The sequence below is a fragment of the Ruegeria sp. HKCCA6837 genome (assembly GCF_013034475.1).
Taxonomy (GTDB): domain Bacteria; phylum Pseudomonadota; class Alphaproteobacteria; order Rhodobacterales; family Rhodobacteraceae; genus Ruegeria.
Genome location: NZ_WQGD01000020.1, coordinates 26457 through 51548 on the forward strand (window position 1 = coordinate 26457; position 25092 = coordinate 51548).

20 protein-coding genes and 1 pseudogene are annotated in these 25092 nt (G+C 55.7%); 13 read left to right on the forward strand and 8 right to left on the reverse strand.

The window, feature by feature from the left end; genetic code table 11:
• Positions 1 to 11: 11 nt before the first annotated feature.
• Positions 12 to 1172, reverse strand: coding sequence for an efflux RND transporter periplasmic adaptor subunit (locus GOV91_RS19990; RefSeq protein ID WP_171236757.1), 1161 nt, complete (start codon positions 1170 to 1172; stop codon positions 12 to 14).
• An 87-nt stretch (positions 1173 to 1259) separates the two neighbouring features.
• Here GOV91_RS19990 and GOV91_RS19995 point away from each other — a divergent pair, with 87 nt between their 5' ends.
• Positions 1260 to 1901 (forward strand): TetR/AcrR family transcriptional regulator, encoded by a 642-nt coding sequence (locus GOV91_RS19995; RefSeq protein WP_174836828.1) that lies wholly within the window; start codon positions 1260 to 1262, stop codon positions 1899 to 1901.
• A 258-nt stretch (positions 1902 to 2159) separates the two neighbouring features.
• Here GOV91_RS19995 and GOV91_RS20000 read toward each other — a convergent pair whose 3' ends face one another.
• A complete protein-coding gene (locus tag GOV91_RS20000; protein ID WP_171236758.1) occupies positions 2160 to 2633 on the reverse strand; it encodes a cupin domain-containing protein in 474 nt (157 codons plus the stop codon).
• Between the two features lie 86 nt (positions 2634 to 2719).
• On the opposite strand from GOV91_RS20000, the gene GOV91_RS20005 reads away from it, so the two are divergent.
• The gene (locus tag GOV91_RS20005; protein WP_256368829.1) at positions 2720 to 3301 is read left to right on the forward strand and encodes a TetR/AcrR family transcriptional regulator; all 582 of its coding nucleotides are present in this window, start codon (positions 2720 to 2722) and stop codon (positions 3299 to 3301) included.
• 223 nt (positions 3302 to 3524) lie between these two features.
• Here the strand turns inward: GOV91_RS20005 and GOV91_RS20010 are convergent, their stop codons facing one another.
• Positions 3525 to 4862 carry an adenylate/guanylate cyclase domain-containing protein gene (locus GOV91_RS20010; RefSeq protein WP_171236759.1) on the reverse strand — a complete coding sequence of 446 codons (1338 nt, stop codon included), beginning with the start codon at positions 4860 to 4862 and terminating at the stop codon, positions 3525 to 3527.
• A gap of 272 nt (positions 4863 to 5134) precedes the next feature.
• Here GOV91_RS20010 and GOV91_RS20015 point away from each other — a divergent pair, with 272 nt between their 5' ends.
• Entirely contained in the window at positions 5135 to 7309 is a 2175-nt protein-coding gene (locus GOV91_RS20015; RefSeq protein WP_254440732.1) for an alkyl/aryl-sulfatase, read from the forward strand.
• A gap of 339 nt (positions 7310 to 7648) precedes the next feature.
• Here the strand turns inward: GOV91_RS20015 and GOV91_RS20020 are convergent, their stop codons facing one another.
• The 5 genes from GOV91_RS20020 to GOV91_RS20040 form a co-directional block, all read right to left on the reverse strand.
• Positions 7649 to 8611 carry an ion transporter gene (locus GOV91_RS20020; protein ID WP_171236760.1) on the reverse strand — a complete coding sequence of 321 codons (963 nt, stop codon included), beginning with the start codon at positions 8609 to 8611 and terminating at the stop codon, positions 7649 to 7651.
• Positions 8604 to 9794, reverse strand: a complete 1191-nt coding sequence (locus GOV91_RS20025) for a low temperature requirement protein A (protein ID WP_171236761.1) — start codon at positions 9792 to 9794, stop codon at positions 8604 to 8606. The genes GOV91_RS20020 and GOV91_RS20025 overlap by 8 nt, the downstream gene beginning before the upstream one ends.
• Before the next feature lie 197 nt (positions 9795 to 9991).
• Positions 9992 to 10645, reverse strand: coding sequence for a DsbA family oxidoreductase (locus tag GOV91_RS20030; RefSeq protein ID WP_171236762.1), 654 nt, complete (start codon positions 10643 to 10645; stop codon positions 9992 to 9994).
• 3 nt (positions 10646 to 10648) lie between these two features.
• Positions 10649 to 11368, reverse strand: a complete 720-nt coding sequence (locus tag GOV91_RS20035) for a glutathione S-transferase family protein (protein ID WP_171236763.1) — start codon at positions 11366 to 11368, stop codon at positions 10649 to 10651.
• Positions 11355 to 11963: an NAD(P)H-dependent oxidoreductase gene (locus GOV91_RS20040; RefSeq protein WP_171236764.1), complete on the reverse strand. Its 609-nt coding sequence runs from the start codon at positions 11961 to 11963 to the stop codon at positions 11355 to 11357. Before GOV91_RS20040 ends, GOV91_RS20035 begins: the two co-directional genes overlap by 14 nt.
• A 130-nt stretch (positions 11964 to 12093) precedes the next feature.
• On the opposite strand from GOV91_RS20040, the gene GOV91_RS20045 reads away from it, so the two are divergent.
• The 10 genes and pseudogenes from GOV91_RS20045 to GOV91_RS22590 form a co-directional block, all read left to right on the forward strand.
• The gene (locus tag GOV91_RS20045) at positions 12094 to 12459 is read left to right on the forward strand and encodes a helix-turn-helix domain-containing protein (protein ID WP_171177647.1); all 366 of its coding nucleotides are present in this window, start codon (positions 12094 to 12096) and stop codon (positions 12457 to 12459) included.
• A gap of 726 nt (positions 12460 to 13185) precedes the next feature.
• Positions 13186 to 13770 carry an ANTAR domain-containing response regulator gene (locus GOV91_RS20050; protein ID WP_171177643.1) on the forward strand — a complete coding sequence of 195 codons (585 nt, stop codon included), beginning with the start codon at positions 13186 to 13188 and terminating at the stop codon, positions 13768 to 13770.
• Positions 13767 to 14936, forward strand: coding sequence for an ABC transporter substrate-binding protein (locus tag GOV91_RS20055; protein WP_171236765.1), 1170 nt, complete (start codon positions 13767 to 13769; stop codon positions 14934 to 14936). Before GOV91_RS20050 ends, GOV91_RS20055 begins: the two co-directional genes overlap by 4 nt.
• 270 nt (positions 14937 to 15206) lie before the next feature.
• Entirely contained in the window at positions 15207 to 16571 is a 1365-nt protein-coding gene (locus tag GOV91_RS20060; RefSeq protein WP_171236766.1) for a CmpA/NrtA family ABC transporter substrate-binding protein, read from the forward strand.
• Between the two features lie 72 nt (positions 16572 to 16643).
• A complete protein-coding gene (locus tag GOV91_RS20065; RefSeq protein ID WP_171236767.1) occupies positions 16644 to 17726 on the forward strand; it encodes an ABC transporter permease in 1083 nt (360 codons plus the stop codon).
• Positions 17727 to 17731: 5 nt separating this feature from the next.
• Complete coding sequence (locus GOV91_RS20070; protein WP_171236768.1) at positions 17732 to 19411, forward strand: ABC transporter ATP-binding protein; 1680 nt, start codon at positions 17732 to 17734, stop codon at positions 19409 to 19411.
• A 4-nt stretch (positions 19412 to 19415) separates the two neighbouring features.
• Positions 19416 to 21851 carry a nitrite reductase large subunit NirB gene (gene nirB / locus GOV91_RS20075; RefSeq protein ID WP_171236769.1) on the forward strand — a complete coding sequence of 812 codons (2436 nt, stop codon included), beginning with the start codon at positions 19416 to 19418 and terminating at the stop codon, positions 21849 to 21851.
• Positions 21848 to 22180, forward strand: a complete 333-nt coding sequence (gene nirD / locus GOV91_RS20080; protein ID WP_171236770.1) for a nitrite reductase small subunit NirD — start codon at positions 21848 to 21850, stop codon at positions 22178 to 22180. The genes nirB and nirD overlap by 4 nt, the downstream gene beginning before the upstream one ends.
• The gene (locus tag GOV91_RS20085) at positions 22180 to 24834 is read left to right on the forward strand and encodes a nitrate reductase (RefSeq protein WP_171236771.1); all 2655 of its coding nucleotides are present in this window, start codon (positions 22180 to 22182) and stop codon (positions 24832 to 24834) included. Before nirD ends, GOV91_RS20085 begins: the two co-directional genes overlap by 1 nt.
• 118 nt (positions 24835 to 24952) lie before the next feature.
• Positions 24953 to 25092 (forward strand): annotated as a pseudogene (locus GOV91_RS22590) (IS30 family transposase); the annotation flags it as partial.

The following is a 25092-nucleotide window of genomic DNA, read 5'->3' on the forward strand; positions in this document are numbered from 1 at the left end:
AGATCGCTCCGTTACTCGCCAGTGTTGAAGGCGACGCGCTGACCAACGCTGACCCGCTGCGGCCCCTGATCGATCAGGACTGTGCCTTCCGGAAACACGCCACGCACAAAGACACGGTCGTCTTCGGCATGCAGCACTTCGACCGCCGCTAGCCGCACAGTCTTTTGCGCGTCGGCAACGAGCAGGGTCCATTGCCCGCGCGTTCCTTCCTTCAGTGAAGTTGTGGACACCCAGGTTCCCGCACTTTGGACAGGTTCGAGTATATGCAAACGTGCGGTTTGTCCGAAAGCAACGTCCGGCGCTTTCTTCAGGTCGAACAGCGCGGTTCGGGTTCGGGTCACCGGGTCAATATCAGGCCGCAAAGTTGCAAGCTCAGCCCTATATCTTTGACCTGCTACTTCGATCTCAACATCAGTCAGCAGCGCCGGATCAACATCGAGAGGAACACCGATCCGAACCTGCGGCGACTCGACGTCGACCATACCCAGAACCAGCTCGCCTGAGCGCAGAGTTTCTCCACCGTCCACGTTTCGAGCGGTTATCTGACCGGCAAACGGAGCCTCGATACTGGATTTCTCGATCCGAACGGTTACGTCACGCAAGGCCGCATCCAGTTCGCCAATTCTGGAAAGCAATTCATCTTGTTGGGAAACTGCCTCATCTAGGCGGGCTTGACTGGTAAAGCCTTGCTCGATGAGTTTAGCGTTTCGCTCGACCGTTTTCTTGGCAAATGCAAGCTGGGCTGCAATGGCATCACGTGACGCTGTGAGACGGTCGCGTTCGACCTCCAACAGAGCGACGCCCAATGTTGCGAGAAGCTGGCCCTTAGCGACCTCGTCTCCCTCATCCACCAGGATTTGGTCAAGCGTGCCATTCAATTCGAAAGAGATATCCGCTGAACGTTGAGGCTCGACTTGTCCGATGAATACACGTCCGACCGTGTAAGCGCTTTCCGACGTGATCAGTGTTGCGGAAACCGGGGTCACTGCGGCCGCTTCCGGTGAGGGAACAGCATCTGCCCTGCGAGTGAGTTCGGCCGCGCCGAAGTAAACGGCGGCCGCTGCAACGGCTATAAAACCGACGGTCACTACCAGACGCACAGTGCTGCGCAACATACGCGCAAATAGGTTCGGTTTGACCAATTCAGCAGATGAATTTGCAGGATTCGGCATTTGGGGACCTCATCAAGTTAGCGTCTCTAACATATGTTAGAAGTTCTTACTTTGACAAGGGATACGTGATCTGGCACATCTTGGATCATGAGCAGCACAGAAAAAAATCACTCAACAACCATCCAGGCGACCGGTCATTCAGTGAGCAAGAAGGCTTACCATCACGGCGATCTCCGTGCTGCGCTGATCGAAGCAACCCGACAGTTGGTTGAAGAGAAAGGACCTGACAGTTTTTCCGTATCTGAGGCGTGCAGACGCGCGGGCGTCTCGACTGCGGCACCGTACAAGCACTTCAAAGACAAGACAGAAATGCTGGTCGCCACTGTCCTTGAGGGAATGGATCGGCACCGAGACAAAATGCTTGCCGCACTGGAAGGCGTTCCTGAAGGATCTCCCGACCGCATTACCGCCATCGGGATGGAGTATATTGCCTTCGCTTTAAATGAGCCCGGGATCTTCAGGCTGAAATTTGGCGGCTTCACAGACCGCATCGCGGATCCCCGGCTGGAGGAAGGCGGCCAGCAAAGCTTTGCGATTCTGCTAGCTGAGGTTGCAAAGTGTCTCGGCGAACCGGGAATCACAGACGAAGTTCGCCGCCGCGGTTTTTTGCTATGGAGTTTCGTGCACGGGCTGTCGTTCATTCTGCATGACAAAGGACTTGCGGACAAAGGAGGAGAGTTCGATTTGCGTACTCTTCTTGAGGACGTTTCGGAAAGAATGCTGAGATGATCGTTCTCGGGACAAAACAAACACGACCCACCTTTGGTGGCGGACAAACCCAAGCATTAGATCGCCTACACCTATTCGACTGCTTTGGTTCAGGCAAATAACACTCTCCGGAAGCGCAGCGAATGTCCGCTATCCGGAACGCAAGGTCTATTCGTGAATGTCCCTTCGGATTGAGCTAGTAGTGTCAGGTAGGGTGTACCGTAGAATCTTTAGCTCAAAGCCTCCGGTTCGCAGGCTGGCGCACTTTAAGCAAATTCGTTAGCTAGGAACGTCCGCAGGCGCCAGGATCGTCATTCCCACTCGACCTGCCACGGACATGATAGCCGGAATGTCTGGTGGTGCATCTGGCGCCGGAATATCGGTCGTACCGTCAGGCATTGCTTCACCGGCTTCAGTAAAGAAAGTGTCATGCATCGCGCCGGGGGCATTTATGCAAAGTAACCTGCCAGGCCGCTCTCCGGTGCATGTAAAGGCGTGCACTGCGCCGTCCGGAACTTTAACGAAGTCACCGCATTTGACGTTGACTGTCTCACCATTCAAAAAGAACTCGAATTCACCATCGAGCACATAGAAGCTCTCATCTTCGCCAGCATGATGGTTGGGCGGTGCACCGGCACCCGGTGCCGTCTTTATCTCAACAATTGTGCAACGATCTCCAGTCTCACTGGGAAAGGCGTGGAACGTCAAAAGGTTCCCAAGAAGATGATAAATTCGCGGGCGAGGTTCAGTCATTATTGCGACTCCCTTTACTTGAAACAAACTGCCCTTATGATACATATATCTACTTATAAGACAAGTGTATCATAAAGGGTTTGGAATTGGCGCCTCGTACAAATCAAATCAACCGAACGCGAGAAGTACTTCTTTCGGCTGCACGTGACCTGATGTCGGAAGGCAAGGAGGTCACGCTAGCAAAAGTCGCTGAACGCGCCAAAACCAGTCGTGCGACGGTCTATCGCTACTTTTCTGACCCAAGTGTCTTGGCTTTGGATGCGACGCTGGATCTTGACGTCACTCCCACGTCGGAACTTCTTGAGGGGCTGGACGACGTTAGGAGCCGTGTACATGTGGTCGCGCGCTACTATCTGGAATTTTCTCGGGTTAATGAGGCGCACTTCCGCCAGTTTCTGGCGGAATCACTCAAGGCATCTCTTGAGGATGGAACGGTCAAAATGCGTGGGGCCAGAAGATTAGCGGCTTTTTCGGAAGCACTTGCGCCAGTTCACCCATTGATGGAGCCGAAGGAAATTGACGACCTAGCAAAGCGATTGTCCATGACGACGGGCATGGAACAACTTGTCATTCTTGAAGACATTTTACGTGTGGACGAAGCAACTGGTTACCAACTTCAGAAAGGGTTGGTCGACGCTCTTTTGGATCGGTACTTGCCAAAAAACTGAGGCATGATTCAGATGCCGACTTTATCCTAAAACTGCTGGCAAATAGACAACTGTTCAACCTCCGTTTTGGGCTGGTCGCCGCCCTTGGCCCCCACACGCCAATGACAAGAAGGTCCGCAAAGTGGACATCCGTTGCGACTTGGCGAAGGACCGCTTCGAGCGCAAAGCCCACAATCGGATCCCGTGGTAAAGAACAGTAGGCAAGGCCAGTGTTCCGCGTTGTCTAGTTCGCAGGACTGACCGCGTGCAGTCTCCAAGAATTTGGAACGCCCTTCAACTCGTGCTCACCGCAGTCTTGAAACTGGAACGGCGCACCGAGCATCAGTTGCCGCGTGAGATCGGATGCCAGAACCTGTCCTTCCTGGGCTTGGCCCATCACCCGCGCTGCTATGACCACGCCAAGGCCGCTGATATCCTCACCGCGAATTTCAATCTCACCAGTGTGAGCGCCAAAGCGTGCGTTAAGGTCGATTGCAGACAATGCTTCTTTCACAGAACCAGCGCAGGCCAGCGCGCTTGTAGGAGAACTGAACGTCGCCAGCACGCCGTCGCCAGTGAATTTCACCAGATGACCACCGTGTCGAGAGATCTGGTTTGCGCAGATGTCATCGTGGCGGTTCATCAAGTCGCGCCAACTTTCATCACCGATGCGTGCTTGTTGCGAAGTGGACGCGACCAGATCTGAGAACAGAACGGTAGCAAGGGTGCGCTTGGGTTGGATCGTCGCCGGTGCTTCGCCGGTGACAAACTCGACGATTGAGGCCGAATAACTGTCCACGTCGCCTTCCCATGGCACATGCTCGTGGCCGGGTATGGTTTTGTATTTAGTGGATGGCATCAAACGCAGAAAATCCTGGGCGCAATCAGCCCCGTTGGGTTCTTCGAATTCGCGATGTATGACCAAAGTGGGTTGTGAAATAGAAGGCAGCAATTCCCGGATATCTATCCGGGCCGCCAATTCGAACAGGTTGGCGACTGTAATAGGGGTCGCGCTCATCCTTTGGAAATGCGCCCATGCTTCCTGAGCTTCAGCATCGTCCTCACTTGGGCCGAAAGCCGAGAATGGGTGAGGTTTATAGAGCTTCCCCCAATTCTCACGGAACTGTTTCAACGCGATTTCAAGGCTTTCGGGGGTCAGGTAACCGCGAGTTAGACGGCCTTGAGCGTACCCACCACACAAAGCCAGACGTTCAACGCGCTCAGGGCGCATCGCGGCATAGACACAGGCAAGGGAGGCCCCCTCGGAGAAAGCAATGACCGTGGCTGAGGTCATTTCAGTGACATCCATCACAGCCTCTATATCCATGACGCGCTCTTCAAGGGTTGGTGTTCCCTGAATGCGGTCTGACATGCCGTTGCCGCGCTTGTCGAAAGTAACCAATCTTCCCACCGAGCTGAGAGCAGTCATCCACTGCAGATAGCCCGGATTTTCCATGGACGCTTCCAGGTGCGAAATCATTCCGGGGACCAAAACAAGATTGCGCGGCCCATCGCCCCAAACTTGATAGGCGATGGAAAGCCCGTCGCTTTCGGTGAAAAGGGTCTCCACATTGGCAGTCATGCGCCCCTCCCAGTCGTTCTTTGGCCGACCCTTCGCCCATGTTTTCAATGGTGTTCGCCGCGGGGCCAGCGCGTGATCATATTGAGGTTCGAATGGCCTATCGGTCAATGATCTCTTTAGTTGAGCGCAACGTGCGTCATGCTTGAACTTTAATAATCAGGTTAAGAAAACTAAGGGTCTGCACTTGTCCGCAAATCATTCATACAAACAAGTAGCAACGAACGATCGCTTCGAGTCCTGAGCAGTCATTCTAAAATTCAAATTTGATTGTCATGGATCAAGGCGCCGAAACTATTTGTACCTCAATCTTCTCCAAGCCAAAAGTAATTGGGAGGGGATTACTTATGACGACCCGACGTGATTTCATGAAAACCGTTCCGGCGATGGGAGCCGCTTTTGCCGTCGCGCCAACGTTCCTTTCAGAGGAAGGTTCCGCGCAAGCTCAGAGCGCCACACCTGCCGAAGGGCACTTTCATCCAAAAGGCAAAGCACCATCCGAGCACACTTTGAAAATCCTCGCCGAAGCGCGGGAGGCGCTGCCGTTCTCAGATACCCGCGATTTCGACGAGCAGGCTCGTGGTTTTATTGCGGCAATGCCCGAAGACGAGATAATGGCGGATGCGGGCAACATTGCTTGGGACATGGCAAGCTTCCGCTTTTTCGACGAGGACAAGGACTGGCCCAGCATTCACCCTTCTTTGCAACGTGTCTCACGGCTCAATCAGAACTATGGCCTCTATGAGGTGGTACCAGGTATATATCAGGTGCGCGGATTGGATTTATCCGATGTTTCCTTCGTACGTGGTGACAACGGATGGATTGTCATCGATCCGCTTCTCACGACTGAGCCCGCTCGCGCAGCGTGGAACCTTTTTCAAGAACATGTCGGTGATGGCCTTCCAGTCACAGCCGTTATCTATTCGCATTCACATGGAGATCACTGGGGGGGCGTCCGCGGGATAGTTGACGAAGCCGACGTACGCGCGGGCAAGGTAGAAATTATCGCGCCACGCGACTTCATGCAGTTCACAATTTCTGAAAACGTCTACGCTGGTAACGCGATGAACCGCCGCTTGTCCTACCAGTATGGACAACAGCTTCCTATTAACCCGTTTGGCTTTGCCGGTCAGGGTCTAGGGCATCGCGTTTCGCTGGGCGCTCTTGGGCTGATCGCGCCGACAAAGATAATCGAAGAAGACATCGAATACATCGACGTCGATGGCGTGCGAATGGTCTTCCAAAACACACCGGGCACTGAAGCGCCTTCTAATATGAATACGTACATTCCTGATATGAAGGCCCTCTGGATGGCCGAGAATATTACCGGCACATTGCACAACATTTACACCCTACGCGGCGCGCCGGTGCGTGATCCGCTGCGCTGGTCTAAGTACATCTCGCGTGCGTTGCACCTATTTGGCGAAGAAGCAGAGGTGATGTTCCAATCGCACCATTGGCCTCGTTGGGGCAACGACCGCATTCAGGAGATCATGCGGGCGCAGCGCGATATGTACGCGCATTTCAATAATCAGGTGCTGCACTTTGCCAATCAGGGCGTAACGATCAACCAGATCCAGAACGTCTACGAGATGCCCAAGAGCTTGCAGAACGAATGGCATTGCCGCGGCTATCACGGCTCGCCCGAGCACAACAGCCGAGGGGTAATCCAGCGGTACCTCGGGTTTTGGGATGCCAACCCCGCGACACTTATCCCGCCGTCTCCGGAAGACTCAGCGCCGCTCTATGTCGAGATGATGGGCGGATCGGACAAGATCATGGCCAAAGGGCAGGAACTTTTTGGTGCGGGCGAGTACAAGATGGCCGTCGAAATCCTGAACAGGCTTTTCCTGGCTGAAAATGATAATCAGCTAGCTCGTGATCTCTTGGCAGATTGCTATGAACAGCTTGGCTACCAACAAGAAAATCCCGGATTGCGGAATAGCTTCTTGTCGGGTGCTTATGAATTACGCTCCGGCATCTCAGATGCGCCGGTGCTTAGTTCGACCAGCCCCGACGTAATCCGCGCAATGTCCACCGAGCTGTTCCTGAACTACCTCGGCATCAAGATGGACAGCCGCAAAGCCGAAGGCATGCGGTTCACCATCAACTTGGTCACACCGGACAATGGAGAGAAGTTCATCATCGAACTGGAAAATGCCACCCTGACCAACATCGAGGGGTATCAAGCGAATGATCCGGACCTGACGCTTGTGATCAATCGCTCAGACCTCGAAATGACGATGATGGGTGCGGTAGAGCTGGAGCAGCAGATTGCAGATGGCACTGCTAAGATTGAAGGCGATGCCAACGTTCTCTCACAACTTGCCTCAACCATGGTTGACTTTGACCCATTGTTCGAGATCTTGCCCGGCACCGCGGCTGGGGAGGCCCAAGTCGTGGCGTCCAATGCGTATGAGGCTGTTCCCGGCGCGACAATCCCTGAATAACTCAGCTAAAGGCAAGGTGGACTATGTCACCTTGCCTCAATTTCCCTGTCTTTTGGAAATGACTAGATTTCGAACGGTAGCTTTGTCCGCTTAGCAGGCATTCATTGAATTCTGCCGAACGACCGCTTCGAGCCCGACGTAACCGTGCGTTTCAAGGCCGCTAACAAGAAGGTCAAATGTCTTTAGCTTGCCGGCATTTCTTCGACTCACGTGTTGAATCGGTGTAACGAACCTTCGAAACGTCCGAATAGATGGCTTGGGTTTCCAAGCAAATCTCGGTCACGGTAGACAGCTTGTTGGGGGCCGGAAAGCGGACGAGTTCAGAACGCAAGTGAACGTTTAGGGCTTTGCATTTTGCCCCGTTGGCTGACCGCAGGTAGGACAGTGATCGAACTGTGATATCGCTTCGGTGTGCACGCGGTTTCGGATATGATCTGCAGCGCGGCGCGACAGACCCAATTGCTTGCGAACAGCGTCAATTTCCTTCTCATCAGCCTCGCAGATATCGCCATCTTCCAGTGCTTTTCGAAATTCGAGCTCCAAGCTCGCACGTCGGCGGTGTAACTGGTCGTTTAGGCCGCTGGCGATGATACCTGCCGGCAATGCCGCCATTCCAATGCCAATCACTGTGATCGCAGCACCGAAGATCTTTCCGGCCACAGTAACAGGTGTCACGTCGCCATAGCCAACGGTCGTCAGCGTTGCCATGGCCCACCACATAGCCGCGGGGATGGAGCCAAACGCTTCTGGCTGCGCCTCGTGCTCTGCCAGCCAAGCGCCGCTTGCGGCAAAGATCAGCATCACCATCAGGATGAAGAAACCTGCAAAAAAAGCGCCGGCCTCTTCCTCGAACACGGCAAGCAACATGCCTAGTGCGGGCGAATACCGCGTGAGCTTGAGCAGTCGAAGCATACGAAATGTCCGAAGAAGACGCAGATCAACCGGGAAAATCAGGTAAAGCAGCGCAGGTAATATCGCTAGTAAATCGATGATGGCGATCGGCGAGACGGCCCAGGCGGCGCGCGTTTTGTAACTTGGATTTTCGGTGGCGACCCACAGCCTTGCCGCGTATTCGACCACGAAAACAAAAAGAGAAAGACCCTCAAAGAGGTTCAGCGCCAGGCCCCAACGGAAATATATGGTGTCAACCGTTTCCAGGATAACGGCGGCCACGTTCAGCGTGATTAGGGCAATTAGAGCTATTTCAAGAAACCACGGACCGGTGGCCGCCCGGTCCGGGCGCTCGAGCCACCAATAGACTTTCCTTCTTAGAAAGCCTGAATTTGTCACAGCCTCACTCATGTCGAAACTTCGTCCAGGCGCGTGTCAAGGGGATTGCGATTTGCGATAGCAAAGCGGTCCCCCAAATAAGATTGCCAACCAATGAGGGGACATGTGGGACGACATAGAAACAGGCAATAGCCAGAACAATCCCAAACACCCGTACATCCCAACGGCCGAAATCCGATGCCAAACGGTGTTCTGTGACGCTCTGAAGCACCCAAAGCATTGCGATATAACCAGCAAGACCGAAACAGCCAATGGCGGCATATTCGGTTGGATATGGTTCCCAAAATCCGACTTTGACCTCGGCAGCAAGAGCGACGCCGACCATGACGCCGCAAAGCATCAAGATCAGATGCGCAAGCCACCAGATGACCAATGTCGACACCTTTTTGTCCTTTGGTTTGGCATTGCCGACAAAGTCGAAATAGATCCAGCACATGACGAACATCGACACACCACCGATGACAAAATTGACCAGCACGTCGGGCGAAACTTTGTAGATGCCTTTCTCGGACAGGGTGACGACCAGTTTGAAGAACCCTTCGCCCAAAACGATCAGTGTCAGCAGAGCAAACCGTTCGGCCATGTGGCCAAGGCGGGGAACGAACCGCTCAAAACGCAGGACGGTGACACCGGGGATCATGTACATTGCCTGCGTGGCCACCATAGCTGCCGCGAATACCCAATAGGCAAGCGGAGTGGGCAAAAAAGCCGCGATGGCAAAGATTACCGCAAAGACCGAGAAATTGCGGATCTGGGCCGTCGACATCGACTCGCCTGAAGAATTGGCCCGCCGGGCTCGATAGTACAGCGCCGCGATCATGGCCCTGTTCGCGGCAAATCCTAACGCGAAGAAAACCCAACCCTTTCCGTCAATAGCCGGGATCGCCGCTGCCATAAACATCACGGTACAGATCATTACGGACATGATCAGGCGATGCCAAAAATCCGTACTGACGTAGATCGAGTTGAATATGCTGAGTTCGCCCCACGCGTACCAGAGCGTGATGAACACCCCGGCGAACACAAGAAACCCATACAGATCGAGATGATGCGAAAGGTAATTGCCCAGCAGAAAGATCGTCACGACATGGATCAGGTCATAGAACAGCTCGGCCCAGTGGACATGATCATGTGCGTGGTCAAGGTCCCGGTGATGTTGGGGCTTTCGCCACATGGGGTGGTCATGCAGTGCCATAAATTAGAACTCTTCAAGGTTGAAAGGCTGTAGTGGCCGACATGCAGCCACCCCGACTGAATTTTTTCTATAACGGAAGGTTGTCGCGGAGACCTACGTCATGCAACCCCCACAATGGTTGTTCAGCGAGGGCATGCCGGGCAACATCCGTCCGATCGTGGATTTTTTGTGCCGGAAGGACACGGCATTCACGGGTGTCACGCGGCCCTGTCGTCTCGTAGTTGCAGCAGGATGCGGGTGTAGTTTTCTACGCCCTGCGCGCCGGTCACAAGGTGGCGTTGGTCGAACATCATTGCGGGCACGCCTCGAACACCTTGGTTGATCCAGATTTGCTCTTTCTGGCGCACGTGATTGGCCCGATCTTGGCTTTGCAACATGTCCAGCGCATCCGCGCGGTTCAGCCCGATGCCAGCAGCCGCGCCGGCCAGAACCTGTATGTCCGAGACATTTTCGCGGCGTGTAAAGAACGCCGAAAAAAGGGCCTGCTTCATTTCGTGGCCCTTGCCTTGCTCGGCGGCCCAGTCAATCAATTGATGCGCGCGGAAGGTGTTATATATCCGCATGTCATCGGCGTAATTGAACGTGAACCCCAGTGCTGCGCCCATCTCGGTCAGGCGGGCTCGTGCCTGGATCGACCCTTCCAACGTGGTCCCGTATTTCGATGCCAGATGGTCGCGCAGGTTCTCTCCGCGTTCTGCCATCTGAGGATTCAGCTCGAACGGGTGCCAGCGGATATCCAGTTCGACGCCGGTGTCGCGTGCGGCCTTGGCGAGCTGGTGGTAGCCAATCACACACCACGGACAAACAACGTCTGACACGACATCGACACGGAAAGAGGGCGCATCTGGCACGGTTCAGGTTCCTTTCACATCTCCGGAAAAACGCGCCGCGTTTTCCTTGGCAAAGGCGCTGGCATCCGCGTTAGCATCCCAGAACTGTGGGTTGGCCTTGGGGATGGTCAGCGCTCTCTGCACAGCGGGCCGGGCATCGATACGGTCAAACCAGGCGTTCAGATGCGGAAGGTCCGACACATCCACCCGGGCCCAGACATAGGCACGCGCCCACGGGTACAGCATCATGTCAGCGATGGTGTATTCGTCCGCTGCAATCCATTCACGCCCGTCCAGCCGTGTGTTCATCACCTCCATCAATCGGCGGCTTTCGTCCACGTAGCGACGGATCGAGAAGGGCTCTTCGTGGCCATTTGGCGCGGCGATATGCTGGAAATACATCGCCTGTCCCATCATCGGCCCCACATGGCCGACCTGAAACAGCATCCACTGCACAACCTCGGACCGCTTGACCGGGTCCGACGGCAGGAATTTTCCATATTTCTCGGCCAGATGCCACAGGATCGCACCGGATTCGAAGATGGCACGGCCTTCCGAACGGTCCTCAATCGTTGGGATCTTTCCGTTTGGGTTCAGCGCCAGGTAATCCGGCGCCTTCTGTTCCTGTTTGGAAAAGTTGATATGGGTCAGGTCGTAGGGGATACCTGCCTCTTCCAGAAAAATGACCGGCTTGTAGCCGTTCATCGTGCCTGCGGTATACAGGTGAATATCAGGCTGGGACATGTTCAACCTCGACAAAAGTGGATTTCAGATGCGCGTCAAATCGAGCGAAATCGGCCTCGATTTCGGGGTTCTTCATAACATCGAATGCCGCGAATGTCGGTAGGGCCTGCATACCGAAGAACTTGGCGTTCAGATGCATTGGGCGCAGCAGATCGTCAACGCTTGCTCCGGCAAAGAACGGCTCGGCGGGGTTGTCGAATGCTTCTTTCGGCGCATTAAATGTCACCGACAGCATGTATGTCTTGCTGTGCAGTGATCCACCCATGCCGTAGTTGGCTTTTGGTGCGTCGGCGGTGCGACCGTCGCCAGCGCATAAGCGGCCATCCATTCCGGCTGTGTAGACCTCATCCATATATTTTTTGAAGATCCATGGGACGCCCATCCAGTTTACCGGGAACTGCATGATGACCGTATCTGCCCAAACATGCGCCTCGACCTCTGAATTTGCGTCATAGCCATCAGCAACGGTGGTCATGCGTACTTCGTGACCCATTGCGGCCAACGTGTCGCGTGCGCGTTCGGCCAGACTGGCATTCAATTGTCCGGGGGCGAACTCATACGGCTGAGTGCCGTTCACGATCAGGATTTTGCTCATGTCCATATCCTATATGTGCACTGTGTGAACCCCTTGACGTAGGAGGGGGTCGGGAGCATTTGAGTATTGAGGTGTGGAAAATCAACCAGTATACTTTTAGTAACCTTAAAAAATAAGGGGAAGGATAACGATGCGGGCGCGGGTGGACGAAGATGTGAAAGGGCGCCGAATTGTGACAGAGGCCTGCCAGGAGCCATGCGCAATTGAACGGGGCATGCGGATCATCGGTGGTAAATGGACTGGGTCCATCCTATGGCACCTGAAGGATCGTCCGGTGCGTTTCAACGATCTTGCTCGGTTGCTGGGTGGGGCCAGTAAAAAGATGATTGCCGAGCGGCTGCGCCAGCTAGAGGATCAGGGGCTGGTGAGCCGACACGTGATGGATACTGCGCCGGTTTCCGTGCAGTATTCTATCACTGACCTTGGCCGCACGGCACTTGGGTTTCTCGACGAATTGCGAAAGTGGAGCGAGGAATTGCCTAACGGCTTAAAGTGATGACTTTAGTCCGTGTTCAATGATCTGAAAGCCAGAGTTTTTCTGACCGCGTACCGAACGAGGTTTTCACCAATCTGAGGGTGAAGTGACAAGGTTACTTGGAAAAGCAATCCAAGGGTTTGTTTTCCCCAAGAAAGTAGTGCGAACAAAATTCTGCTGGTCGCTCAGTGCCATTTGAACCGACAGGTGACGCAACAGCTGTCCCGCAGGCCACGAGTTTTGTTGAACCAAGTTCTGGCATCCACAGCGAATGGCTGCATCGCCAAGTAAACGGCAGCGAAGGCTAGTCGATACGCATTGCGATTTCCAATCTGTCCGCAAAGTGGTCGTTCATGCCAAGTGCAGCGAATGACCGCGTTGGAGTCCAAAGGCGACTTAGGTGATGAGCGCAGCATGTGTCGTTTAGGGCGGAAAGCGAGGGGGCGCTGCGCGCGCGGAATGACATGGTTCCAGCTGTCAAAGCTGGCCTTCGAATTGGATCTTCTATGGAAGTGCATTTGAATACCCCAGAACCAACAAGTGGCCCAAATGAAAAAACAATGAGTCGTTCCAATGCACCACCGCGGTGTTCACGGCAGCTTTCTTTGATAGCATGCAAGAAAACTGAGCAAATATTCCGCTACACGCAAAAAATGAGCTGAGAAATTGGGCGAACCGGCAGTCCGATGACTGCATTCAATGACCTTGTAATTGCGATCAATGAGTCTTGGGCTCACTTGAGTTTCTATGAAACAACACCTGACTGTCGTTGTAGTAGAGCAGAATCAAGATCGTGCTTTTGCAATAGTAGATGCCTTAAAAGAGTCCGGTGACGTAGAGGTTTTTGTGATCGGCAACGTCTCTGGGCTGGCACGCAAAATCGCAACGCATGGCCCAGACATTGTCCTCATTGATATCGACAATCCCTCGCGCGATATGCTGGAAGAGCTGACCGTTGCGTCGGGTCCATTGGAACGTCCAGTAGCTATGTTCGTCTCGGGCGCAGCGGGCGGATTGGCGAAAGCCGCTGTTGAGGCTGGGGTGTCAGCCTATGTGGTCGACGGATTGCAGGCCGAACGCATCAAACCTGTGATCGATACGGCTATCGCCCGCTTTCAGGTCCTACGCCAAATGCGGACCGAACTGGCCGAAACCCGCCGTGCGCTGGAAGAGAGAAAAGTGATCGACCGCGCCAAAGGGCTGTTGATGAAAGCAAAGGGCGTGTCAGAGGACGAAGCCTATGCCCTGCTGCGCAAAACCGCGATGAACCAGAACCGCCGCGTCGCCGACGTGGCTGAGGCGCTGGTGACTGCTTCGGGGTTGTTGTCATGAGAACCGTAACTCTGCCTGTTGCCTACATGCCCTTGGTCGACGCGGCCCCGCTGATCGTTGCGCGCGAGATGGGGTTTGATCATGCAGAAGGGATTTCGCTGGATATGCGTCCAGCTCCGTCATGGTCATCTCTGCGAGATATGCTTGCCTTTGGGCATGTGGATGCCGCGCATCTGCTGTCACCGGTCCCTGTTGCGATGGCCTTGGGTCTTGGTGGCATTGCGACACCTTTATCTGCTGTGTCCGTCCTGTCACTGAATGGCAATGTTATAGGCGTTGGAACTCGACTGGCTGGGCGGTTAACCGACCAAGGCTACGGCTTCGATTTCTCAGATGCCGCTGCGGCTGGGTCCGCGTTGGCAAAAGCCACCGGTGACGTGTTGGTCTTTGGTGTGCCTTTTCCATTTTCCATGCACGTCGAATTGTTGCGCTATTGGGTTGCGGGAACCGAGTTGGCCTCGAAACAGGTCGAAATCCGCACCGTCCCGCCGCCATTGATGGCGCAGGCCCTTGCCGGTGGCGAGATCGATGCGTTCTGCGTGGGCGAGCCGTGGGGCTCTTACGCCGCGGACGATAATGTTGGTGCACTGTTGCTACCGGGTAAAGCGATTTGGACCTGCGCACCGGAAAAGGTGCTGGCGGTCCGAAACGATTGGGCAGAGACCGAACCACACCTGCTGGGTAGCCTCATGCGCGCGGTTTGGAAAGCCGGGCGCTGGCTGTCGAAGGCCGACAGCCGGACCACCGCGTCCGAAATGTTGTCGCGCAAGGCATACCTCAACGTGTCACCGGAACTGATTGACCGCGCCCTTATGGGAGAGTTCACCATCTCGGCGAGCGGTGAGCAGCGGCAGGTGGACGGTTTTGTTGAATTCTTTGACGGTGCCGCGAGTTTCCCATGGCGCAGTCAGGCCAAGTGGATCGCGCATCAACTGGCGAAACGGAATGGGATCGATGTCAGCACTGCCGAACGTCAGGCCGCCCGGGTCTTTCGCAGCGATCTGTATCGACGCGAGCTTGTCGGCTTGGGTGTCGAAACTCCCGGCGCGTCGGAGAAGCTAGAAGGTGCGCTGCCCGAGGCGACCGCGGTGGCCTCGGTAAACGGAAGCCTGATTCTGCCGCCCAATGTTTTTTTTGACCGTCGCATTTTCGAGCCCGCAGGATGAGAGTGCCTAATTTTTTTGCAATGCAGCATGAATTCACGCTGCATCGCAGAAAATTCACATCCTGATGCCCAAAAGCGGATGACGGCCCGGTTCAAGGATGCCTAAATCAGGACATCGGCAGGCAACGACGCCCACCGACAGAATTCGCCCAAAGTATTGGGCACCTCACGAGAGCAAAGCCGCTCGACCAACCGCCAACTCCTCCTGGCGGTGTGTGTCGGCGGTTTTTTTGTTTGCCCAAGGGGTTGGGCTAAACCGAAAGGGATCGATATGAAAAAGCTTCTTCTGAGCCTCGCTGCGTCTACAGCGCTTGTATCTCCGGCATTGGCTGAATTGGAACTGGAAAAAGACGAACTGACCTTTGGCTTTATCAAACTGACCGATATGGCGCCGCTGGCCGTGGCCTATGAGAACGGCTATTTTCTGGACGAGGGCCTTTTCGTCACGCTTGAGGCGCAGGCCAACTGGAAAGTACTGCTGGATGGCGTGATCGACGGCCAGTTAGACGGCGCGCATATGCTGGCCGGTCAACCGCTGGCGGCCACTATTGGCTACGGGACCGAAGCCCATATCATCACACCGTTTTCGATGGACCTGAACGGCAACGGTATTACCGTCTCGAACGAGATTTGGGAAGAAATGAAGCCCAACATCCCAAAGATGGAAGATGGTCGCCCACAGCACCCGATCAGCGCCGAGGCGCTTGCTCCGGTGGTCGAGAAGTACAAATCCGAAGGAAAGCCGTTCAACATGGGCATGGTCTTCCCGGTTTCGACCCACAATTACGAGTTGCGCTATTGGCTTGCCGCCGGTGGTCTGCACCCCGGTTACTACAGCCCCGAAAACGTGACCGGTCAGATTGGCGCGGATGTGTTCCTGTCCGTGACGCCTCCACCGCAAATGCCTGCCACGTTGGAGGCCGGCACGATCTACGGTTACTGCGTGGGTGAACCGTGGAACCAGCAGGCTGTTTTCAAGGGTATCGGTGTACCGGTGATCACGGACTATGAGCTGTGGAAGAACAACCCTGAAAAGGTGTTTGGCATCACTGCCGAGTTCGCCGAAGAGTATCCCAACACCACGTTGGCCGTGACCAAGGCTTTGATCCGCGCTGCGATTTGGCTGGATGAGAACGACAACGCCAACCGCCCTGAAGCGGTCGAAATCCTGAGCCGCCCGGAATATGTGGGCGCGGATTACGACGTCATCGCCAACTCGATGACCGGCACATTTGAATATGAAAAAGGTGACAAACGCGAGGTTCCCGATTTCAACGTGTTCTTCCGCTACAATGCGACCTATCCCTTCTATTCGGACGCGGTCTGGTACCTGACCCAGATGCGCCGCTGGGGTCAGATCGCCGACGCCAAGCCAGACAGCTGGTATGACGAGGTCGCCAAGTCCGTCTACAAGCCAGAAATCTATCTGGAGGCCGCACGCCTGCTGGTCGACGAAGGCCTTGCGAATGAAGCCGACTTCCCCTGGGAAAGCGATGGTTACAAAGCGCCGACCCCGGCAGAGGATATCATCGACGGCATCGCCTATGACGGTCGTACCCCCAACGCCTATCTCGAAAGCCTGTCCATCGGTCTGAAAGGCGATCAGAAGATCGTCGGCTCGGACGTACAAGGCTAAGCTCGAAGCGCCGCGCCCGGCCAGCGCTGGGTGCGGTTTCCAAAGTGCCCCGCCATCGCAAGGACACATCAGATGACAACGGTCGATCCCGAATTCAACGCTGACGCAGCCCGAGAGGAACGTCGCGCCCGCCTTTTCACCCGCATCAACGCGGCCGACAAATGGTTCCAAGTGCTGGGCCTCAGCTGGGCCACGCCTGTTCTGAAAGCCGCCGCCGGGGACAACCCGCGCGCCCAGATGACCGAGATCTGGCGGTTGCTGATCGTCCCCCTGCTGTCGATCTGCGCGTTCCTGCTGCTGTGGGGGACGCTTGCCCCGAAAGTGCAAACCTCTTTGGGTGCGGTCCCCGGACCGGCTCAGGTCTGGGAAGAAATGATCAACTTGAACGAGGACGCGCAGGCGAAGGCTGCCAAACGCGCCAAGTTTGAGGCGATGGTCGAGAAACGGAATCAAAAACTGATCGATGCAGGCCGCGCAGATGAGGTTAAACAAGTCGCTTACACCGGTGCGCTGTCCTACTATCAGCAAATCTGGACTTCGATCAAAACCGTGTTCTTCGGGTTCCTGATCGCGACCGTTGTTGCCGTTCCGCTTGGGATCGCCGCCGGTCTGTCGCCCACCGCAAATGCGGCGCTGAACCCGCTGATCCAGATTTTCAAACCGGTCTCACCTCTGGCATGGCTGCCGATCGTGACCATGATCGTCTCGGCGGTATACGTGACCAATGACGGCTGGTTTGCCAAATCCTTCCTGATCTCGGCCATTACCGTGACGCTGTGTTCGCTGTGGCCCACCTTGATCAACACCGCACTTGGTGTGGCATCCATCGACAAAGATCTGGTGAACGTCTCCAAGGTTCTGAAAATGAACACTTATACCAAGATCACCAAGCTGGTGCTGCCTTCAGCGCTGCCGCTGATTTTCACCGGCCTGCGCCTGTCACTGGGTGTCGGCTGGATGGTTCTGATCGCCGCGGAAATGCTGGCGCAGAACCCCGGTCTGGGCAAATTTGTCTGGGATGAGTTCCAGAACGGTTCCTCCAGTTCGCTCGCCAAGATCATGGTTGCAGTCTTCACCATCGGCATTATCGGCTTCCTGCTGGACCGGGTGATGTACGCGCTGCAATCCCTGTTTACCTTCACGAATAATCGGTGAGCGCGATGAGCATTCTGAGCTTCAAAAACACCTCGAAATCCTTTGGTGTAGGCACCGCGCGCACAGATGTTTTGAAGGGCATCAATCTGGACGTACAAGAGGGCGAATTTCTGGTGATCCTCGGGTTTTCGGGCACCGGTAAGACGACCCTGATCAACTTGATGGCCGGCCTGGATATGCCCTCGAATGGCGAGGTCACCTTTAAAGGTGCCCCGATCAAGGGGCCGGGCCCCGAACGCGGCGTGATCTTCCAGAACTACTCTTTGATGCCGTGGTTGACGGTTAGCGGCAATGTGGGTCTGGCAGTGGATACGGTCTTTCCCGGCCTAAGCAAGGCCGAGAAAGCCGAGAAAGTCGCGCACTACGTCAAGATGGTAGGCCTCAGCCATGCCGCTTCGCGCCGCCCGGCAGAATTGTCGGGAGGGATGCGTCAGCGGGTCAACGTGGCGCGTGCCCTGTCGATGAACCCCGAAGTTTTGTTGTTGGATGAACCGCTGTCGGCGCTCGACGCCCTGACCCGCGCCAATCTGGCCGATGAGATCGAAAATATCTGGGAAGCCGACAAGAAGACCTGCGTGCTGATCACCAATGACGTGGATGAGGCGATCATTCTGGCGGACCGTATCATCGCTCTGAACCCTGATGGGACATTGGGGCAAGAGTTCCGCGTGTCGATCCCGCGCCCACGTGAACGTGGGGCGATGAACAACGATGAGACCTTCAAACACCTGCGCGCTGAAGTCACTAAATACCTGATGGATGTGGGGATCGAGGCCAAGGTCGAAGGCTCGCGCATCTTGCCGGATGTCACCCCGATCCACGGAGTTCCAACGGCGGTCGCCGAGGCCCAAAAGGGGATGATCGAGAGCCGCTTCCTCGACTTTTCACAGCTACACAAGGTGTATCCGACGCCCAAAGGTCCTCTGACCGTGGTCGAGGATTTCGACCTGAAGATCGACAAGGGCGAGTTCATCTCGCTGATCGGCCATTCAGGTTGCGGCAAGTCCACCGTTTTGACCATGGCAGCCGGGCTGAATGACATTTCGAAAGGCGCGATCAAGCTGGACGGCCGTCACGTCGAAGGGGCTGACCCAGAACGCGCCGTGGTGTTCCAGTCGCCCAACCTGTTCCCTTGGTTGACCGCCAAGGAGAACGTCGCGATCGGTGTCGACAAGGTCTATCCCAAGGCCAGCATTGCCGAGCGGCAGGACGTGGTGGAGTACTATCTGGAACGCGTCGGATTGGCTGATGCGATGGACAAATCCGCCTCTGACCTGTCGAACGGCATGAAGCAGCGCGTCGGCATCGCCCGCGCCTTTGCCCTATCTCCCAAACTCCTGTTGCTGGATGAACCTTTTGGAATGCTCGACAGCCTCACGCGCTGGGAATTGCAGGAAGTGCTGATGGAGGTCTGGTCCCGCACCAAAGTCACCGCGATCTGTGTGACCCATGATGTGGACGAGGCGATCCTTCTGGCCGACCGCGTGGTGATGATGACCAACGGCCCGCAAGCGACCATCGGCAAGATCACCAAGGTCGACCTGCCACGCCCACGCACGCGCAAAGCCTTGTTGGAGCACCCAGACTACTACGCCTACAGGCAGGAAGTCCTCGATTTTCTGGAAGAATACGAACATGGCGCCAAACCCAAAACACCCGCCCCCAAGGCGATTGCAGCGGAGTGAAATCATGAAGCAAAGACTTGTAGTCATTGGCGCAGGCATGGCTTCGGGTCGGGTGCTGGAGCACCTGACCGACGCCGCGCCGGACGCGTTCGACATCACCCTGTTCAACGCCGAGCCGCGCGGGAACTACAACCGGATCATGCTTAGCCCAGTTCTATCGGGTGAGAAGACATACGAAGAGATCGTAACCCATGACGATGCCTGGTACGCCGCGCGTGGTATCGCCTGTCGCTTTGGTGAGAAGGTTGAGAAAATCGATCGTGAGATGAAGGTGGTCGAGGGCGAGAACGGACATGTGCCTTACGACAAGCTGGTAATTGCCACCGGGTCGAGCCCGTTCATGATCCCTTTGCCCGGTCATGATCTAGAAGGCGTGATTGCCTATCGCGATCTGGAAGACACCCAGCGGATGATGGGCATGGGCCCGGACAACAAGGTCGTTGTGATTGGCGGCGGTTTGTTGGGTCTCGAGGCTGCGGCGGGCATGGCCGCGCAAGGAGTAGACGTCACCGTGGTCCACATTATGGGTCATCTGATGGAGCGTCAGCTGGATGAGGCCGCAGGCTATCTGCTGAAGAAGTCGCTGGAAGACAAAGGCATCAAGATCTGCCTGCAAGCGAATTCCAAGGAAGTCCTTGGGGAAGACGGCAAGGTCCGCGCTCTGTTGCTGGATGACGGGAGCAAGTTGCCCTGTGATCTGCTGGTCATGGCGGTGGGCATCCGCCCGAATACGGCGCTGGCACAAGAGGCTGGTCTGGCCACCGGGCGCGGCATTCATGTGGATGACCAGATGCTGACCTCGGACCCGGATGTCTATGCTGTCGGCGAATGCGTCGAACATGACGGAGAAGTCTTCGGCCTTGTTGCGCCGCTCTACGATCAAGCCAAGGTAGCAGCGCAGTCGTTGCTCGAGGAAGAGGCGGCATTCGTTCAAAAGACCCTCTCGACCAAGTTGAAAGTCACCGGTTGTGATCTGTTCAGCGCGGGGGATTTCGCGGACGGATCGGGACGCGAGGACATCGTCTTCCGCGATCCTTCACGCGGTGTCTATAAGCGCCTTGTGATCGAAGAGGATCGTCTTGTCGGCGCTGTGATGTACGGCGATACGGCCGATGGCAGTTGGTTCTTCGGCCTGATCAAAGATGGCACAAGCATAGAGGAGATGCGAGAAACGCTGATCTTCGGCCCGGCCTATCAGGGGGGCGACACCGCGGACCCTCTCTCAGCCGTTGCAGCATTGCCGCCTGAGGCGGAGATTTGCGGCTGCAACGGCGTATGCAAAGGCGAGATTGTCGAGGCGATCAATGCCGGGGCCGGGGATCTGGGCGCGGTGCGCGCAAACACCAAGGCCAGCGCGTCTTGCGGAACTTGCACGGGGCTGGTCGAACAGGTCTTGCAAGTCACTTTGGGCGACGCTTTCCAATTACCGACCGCGCAACCGATCTGCGGTTGTACCGACCTCAAGCATGAGGATGTGCGGCGTTTGATCAAGGGCCAAGAGCTGAAAAGCCAGGCCGCTGTCTGGCAGGAGTTGGGATGGAAAACGCCCAATGGCTGTCATGTCTGCCGACCGGCGATCAACTATTACCTGCTGGCCGATTGGCCACTGGAGTATCAAGACGACCCACAAAGCCGCTTCGTCAACGAGCGCAAGCACGCCAACATCCAGAAGGACGGCACGTTCAGCGTTGTGCCGCGTATGTGGGGTGGCATAACCACCCCCGATGAATTGCGCGCTATCGCCGATGCGGCGGACAAATACGATGTACCGACCGTGAAGGTTACAGGTGGTCAGCGCATCGATTTGCTGGGCGTGAAAGGGGAAGACCTGCCTGCGATCTGGTCGGATCTGAACCAGGCCGGTCTGGTCTCGGGCCATGCCTATTCCAAGGGTCTGCGCACGGTCAAAACTTGTGTTGGAACCGATCATTGCCGGTTTGGCACGCAGGACAGCACTGGTCTGGGTATCAAGCTAGAGAAAATTCTCTGGGGGTCGTGGACGCCGCATAAGCTGAAGCTGGCCGTATCCGGCTGCCCTCGAAACTGCGCCGAGGCGACCTGTAAGGACATCGGCGTCGTCTGCGTCGACTCTGGCTATCAGATAAGCATCGGCGGGGCCGCAGGGATGGATGTCAAAGAGACCGAGTTACTCTGTCAAGTTCCCACCGAAGAAGAAGCGACCGAGGTCGTGATGGCCGTCACGCAGGCCTATCGAGAAGGCGGTAAATATCTGGATCGACTGTATAAATGGCTGGGCAAGGTGGGCATGGATTGGGTCAAAGCTCAGGTCGTCGACGACGTTGAAAACCGCGCCGCATTGGTCGCCCGGTTCGAACTGTCGCAAAGCATCTACCGAAAAGATCCATGGGCCGAACACGTCAAAGAAAAAGCGCAGACCTACGCGCCGATTGCTGATTTCACACTGGAGGCCGCTGAATGAGCTGGATCGACATTGGACATATCGACGAGGTGCCCCTACGCGGGGCGCGGTTGGTGAAAACACATATCGGCTGCATCGCAGTCTTCCGCACAGCCGAGGCGGATGTCTATGCCGCGACCAACAGCTGTCCGCACAACGGCGGTCCACTGTCTGAGGGTATCGTGCACGGGCAATCGGTGACCTGCCCTTTGCACAATTGGGTCTTCGACCTTAATACCGGCGAGGCACAGGGCGCTGATGATGGCCGCATCACCACCTATCCGGTGCGCCTTGAGGATGGCCGTATTCTACTGGACGACGGCGCGATTACCCGGCGGAGCGCAGCCTGATGGATGGAAGTGGTCTGCCCGAGGTTCGCTCGACCTGCGCCTATTGCGGGGTCGGCTGCGGTGTGCTTCTACGGCCCGATGGGGTCGGAGGTTTGACCGTTCGCGGCGATCCGGATCATCCGGCGAACTACGGTCGTTTGTGCTCGAAAGGACTGGCTTTGGGTGAAACCGTCGGGCTGGAACACCGGTTGCTGGTTCCTCGCGTCTTTGGCCAAGACACCAGTTGGGACAATGCCTTGCAATTGGTCGCAGATCGGTTCTCTGCAGCTATCAAGAAGCATGGTCCGGACAGCGTGGCTTTTTATGTTTCAGGACAGTTGCTGACCGAGGACTACTATGTTGCCAACAAGCTGACGAAAGGCTTCATGGGCTCGGCGAATATCGACACCAATTCGCGGCTTTGCATGGCTTCAACCGTGGCCGGGCACAAACGCGCCTTCGGGACAGATACAGTACCCGGAACCTATGAGGATCTGGAAGAGGCTGATCTGGTTGTTTTGGTTGGCTCGAATCTCGCTTGGTGCCATCCCGTTCTTTACCAACGCGTCAAGGCTGCGCGTCAGGCGCGCGGCACGAAGATTGTTGTCGTTGATCCACGCCGAACCGCTAGCTGCGATCAAGCCGATTTGCATTTGGCATTGCAACCCGGCAGCGACGTTGCGCTATTTAACCGGTTGTTGAGCAGAATTCACCAGACCGGGCATGTGGCAGTGGATTTTCTGGATCGCAGCACTGGATTCTTCGAAGCACTCGAGCTGGCGCAGCTTGACGATTCTGACGCGACCGGGCTCAACCCCGATGAGATTGAGGCTTTTTGTGACCTGTGGATTGGGACTGAGCGCGTTGTTACGATCTTCAGTCAGGGCGTAAACCAATCCTCTTGCGGAACAGACAAGGTTAACGCGATCCTGAACTGCCATCTGGCCACCGGGCGGATCGGGCGCGCAGGGATGGGTCCGTTCTCGGTCACCGGTCAGCCTAACGCTATGGGGGGCCGAGAGGTCGGTGGCTTGGCCAACATGCTCGCATGTCACTTGGATATCGAAAACGAAGCACACAGATCAGCCGTCCAGGACTTCTGGAAGGCGCCAAAGATGCCAGAGAAGCAGGGGCTCAAAGCTGTTGACCTGTTTCGCGCTGTCGAAGGCGGTCAGATAAAAGCACTTTGGATCATCCACACCAATCCGGCGGCTACCATGCCTGATGCAGACCGAGTGATGGCGGCTATCGAAAAATGTCCATTCACAGTTGTAAGTGACCTGACTGCCCAAACAGACACCGCACGCGGTGCAGACGTTTTGTTGCCCGCTGCGGGGTGGGGCGAAAAAAGCGGTACAGTAACCAATTCAGACCGCACAATCAGCAGACAACGCGCCGTTCTGTCACCTCCGGGACAAGCACGCGCAGATTGGGATGTTATGGCCGAGGTGGGCCGCCGCATGGGGTGGGCCGAGGCATTCAGTTATGAGACACCGGCGCAGATTTTTCGAGAATTCGCAAATATGACCTCGCTTGCCGTGGCATTTGGCAAAGACCTGGACATTACAGAATTTTCGGACATTGATGACGCGGGCTACGAAGCGCTGAGCCCGACACGGTGGCCGACGACATCTCGCAAATCGGATGGTCGTTTTTTCGGTGATGCGCAATTTTTTCATCCTGATGGTAAAGCACGTTTTGTCCCTGTTACCCATCGTGCACCTCAAGCGACGACTTCTGAACAATACCCGTTTATGTTGAATACGGGACGAAACCGGGATCAGTGGCACACTATGACCCGGTCTGGGTTGTCACCCCGTCTTTCGGCCCATTTGGCCGAACCATATGTCGAGGTAAATCCGAATGATGTCGATCGGTTGGGCCTTGCTGCCGCAGATTTGGTCGAACTCAACAGCGTAGTAGGAAGCGGTATCTTTCGACTTCGCATCACAGACGCAGTCGCGCCAGGTCAAGTGTTTGCTCCTATTCACTGGACAGGTGAAACGGCGCCAACAGCCCGTGTGGATGCGCTTGTTCCAAGTGTAGTTGATCCAGTCTCTGGACAACCTGAGAGCAAGGCGGCGGCTGTTTCGGTGCGACGTGTGAATGCTTCGTGGTACGGTTTCGCCGTGTCCGTCGATGCGGCCTCACCTACGGCAGAATACTGGGCAATGAGCAAAACGGCCAAAGGTTACAGGATCGAGTTAGCAGGGAAGCAAGACATTGACGATTGGGAACACAAAGCCCGCGAGTGGTTTGGACTTCCCGATGCTGTAGTGACTTCAATCAAAGATTCCAAACGCGGCTCGCACAGGATCGCGCTGTCTGACGGAAAGCGCCTTTTGGCGGCGCTCTTCATCTCCCGCCAACCTATCACACTAATGCGAGAATATTTGGCAACTTTGCCTGAGGTCTCACTCCATCAGATTCTGTCTGGCCGGTCATCTGCTGCTTCTGAAGACTGTGGACCAATCGTCTGTTCGTGTTTTGGGGTCGGACTAAAAACCATCATCGACGCCATTCGCGACAAACGTTTGATCGATGTGGACGATATCGGAGATGCTCTTCAGGCTGGAAAGAACTGCGGTTCATGCAGGCCAGAGTTGGCTGACTTGGTCAGGGAGCATTCGAAGTTGAACCGCAATAGATCGAAGAATTGCCTGTTAGATCAATAAAGGTAGACGCGGGGTTTTCGAGCGGGACTGCGGTTTGCTTTAGTTAGCATTCAAATCAAGCATGAGTTCCATTCATTCTGTACCACATATCCAATTTAGCCTTATTGGGGTCAGGCGATGGCAACGTAGCACAAACGAGAACACTAACCGTCTCCTGCGCCAGTACTTCCCGAAAAGTGCTGACCTCTCCGTGCACGCCCAAGTGTCTAGCCCCCGTGTTCTGGGCCATTTCGGACTAGAGTTTCGGGGACTGGTGGG

Coding starts and splice junctions, on each gene's coding strand:
- nirB (WP_171236769.1), top strand. CDS start 19,416: ATGAAGCAAAGACTTGTAGTCATTGGCGCAGGCATGGCTTCGGGTCGG.
- GOV91_RS20070 (WP_171236768.1), top strand. CDS start 17,732: ATGAGCATTCTGAGCTTCAAAAACACCTCGAAATCCTTTGGTGTAGGC.
- GOV91_RS20055 (WP_171236765.1), top strand. CDS start 13,767: ATGAGAACCGTAACTCTGCCTGTTGCCTACATGCCCTTGGTCGACGCG.
- GOV91_RS20020 (WP_171236760.1), bottom strand. CDS start 8,611: ATGAGTGAGGCTGTGACAAATTCAGGCTTTCTAAGAAGGAAAGTCTAT.
- GOV91_RS20065 (WP_171236767.1), top strand. CDS start 16,644: ATGACAACGGTCGATCCCGAATTCAACGCTGACGCAGCCCGAGAGGAA.
- nirD (WP_171236770.1), top strand. CDS start 21,848: ATGAGCTGGATCGACATTGGACATATCGACGAGGTGCCCCTACGCGGG.
- GOV91_RS20060 (WP_171236766.1), top strand. CDS start 15,207: ATGAAAAAGCTTCTTCTGAGCCTCGCTGCGTCTACAGCGCTTGTATCT.
- GOV91_RS20015 (WP_254440732.1), top strand. CDS start 5,135: ATGGATCAAGGCGCCGAAACTATTTGTACCTCAATCTTCTCCAAGCCA.
- GOV91_RS20000 (WP_171236758.1), bottom strand. CDS start 2,633: ATGACTGAACCTCGCCCGCGAATTTATCATCTTCTTGGGAACCTTTTG.
- GOV91_RS20085 (WP_171236771.1), top strand. CDS start 22,180: ATGGATGGAAGTGGTCTGCCCGAGGTTCGCTCGACCTGCGCCTATTGC.
- GOV91_RS20010 (WP_171236759.1), bottom strand. CDS start 4,862: ATGACTGCCAATGTGGAGACCCTTTTCACCGAAAGCGACGGGCTTTCC.
- GOV91_RS20025 (WP_171236761.1), bottom strand. CDS start 9,794: ATGGCACTGCATGACCACCCCATGTGGCGAAAGCCCCAACATCACCGG.
- GOV91_RS20050 (WP_171177643.1), top strand. CDS start 13,186: ATGAAACAACACCTGACTGTCGTTGTAGTAGAGCAGAATCAAGATCGT.
- GOV91_RS20040 (WP_171236764.1), bottom strand. CDS start 11,963: ATGAGCAAAATCCTGATCGTGAACGGCACTCAGCCGTATGAGTTCGCC.
- GOV91_RS19995 (WP_174836828.1), top strand. CDS start 1,260: ATGAGCAGCACAGAAAAAAATCACTCAACAACCATCCAGGCGACCGGT.
- GOV91_RS20045 (WP_171177647.1), top strand. CDS start 12,094: ATGCGGGCGCGGGTGGACGAAGATGTGAAAGGGCGCCGAATTGTGACA.
- GOV91_RS19990 (WP_171236757.1), bottom strand. CDS start 1,172: ATGCCGAATCCTGCAAATTCATCTGCTGAATTGGTCAAACCGAACCTA.
- GOV91_RS20035 (WP_171236763.1), bottom strand. CDS start 11,368: ATGTCCCAGCCTGATATTCACCTGTATACCGCAGGCACGATGAACGGC.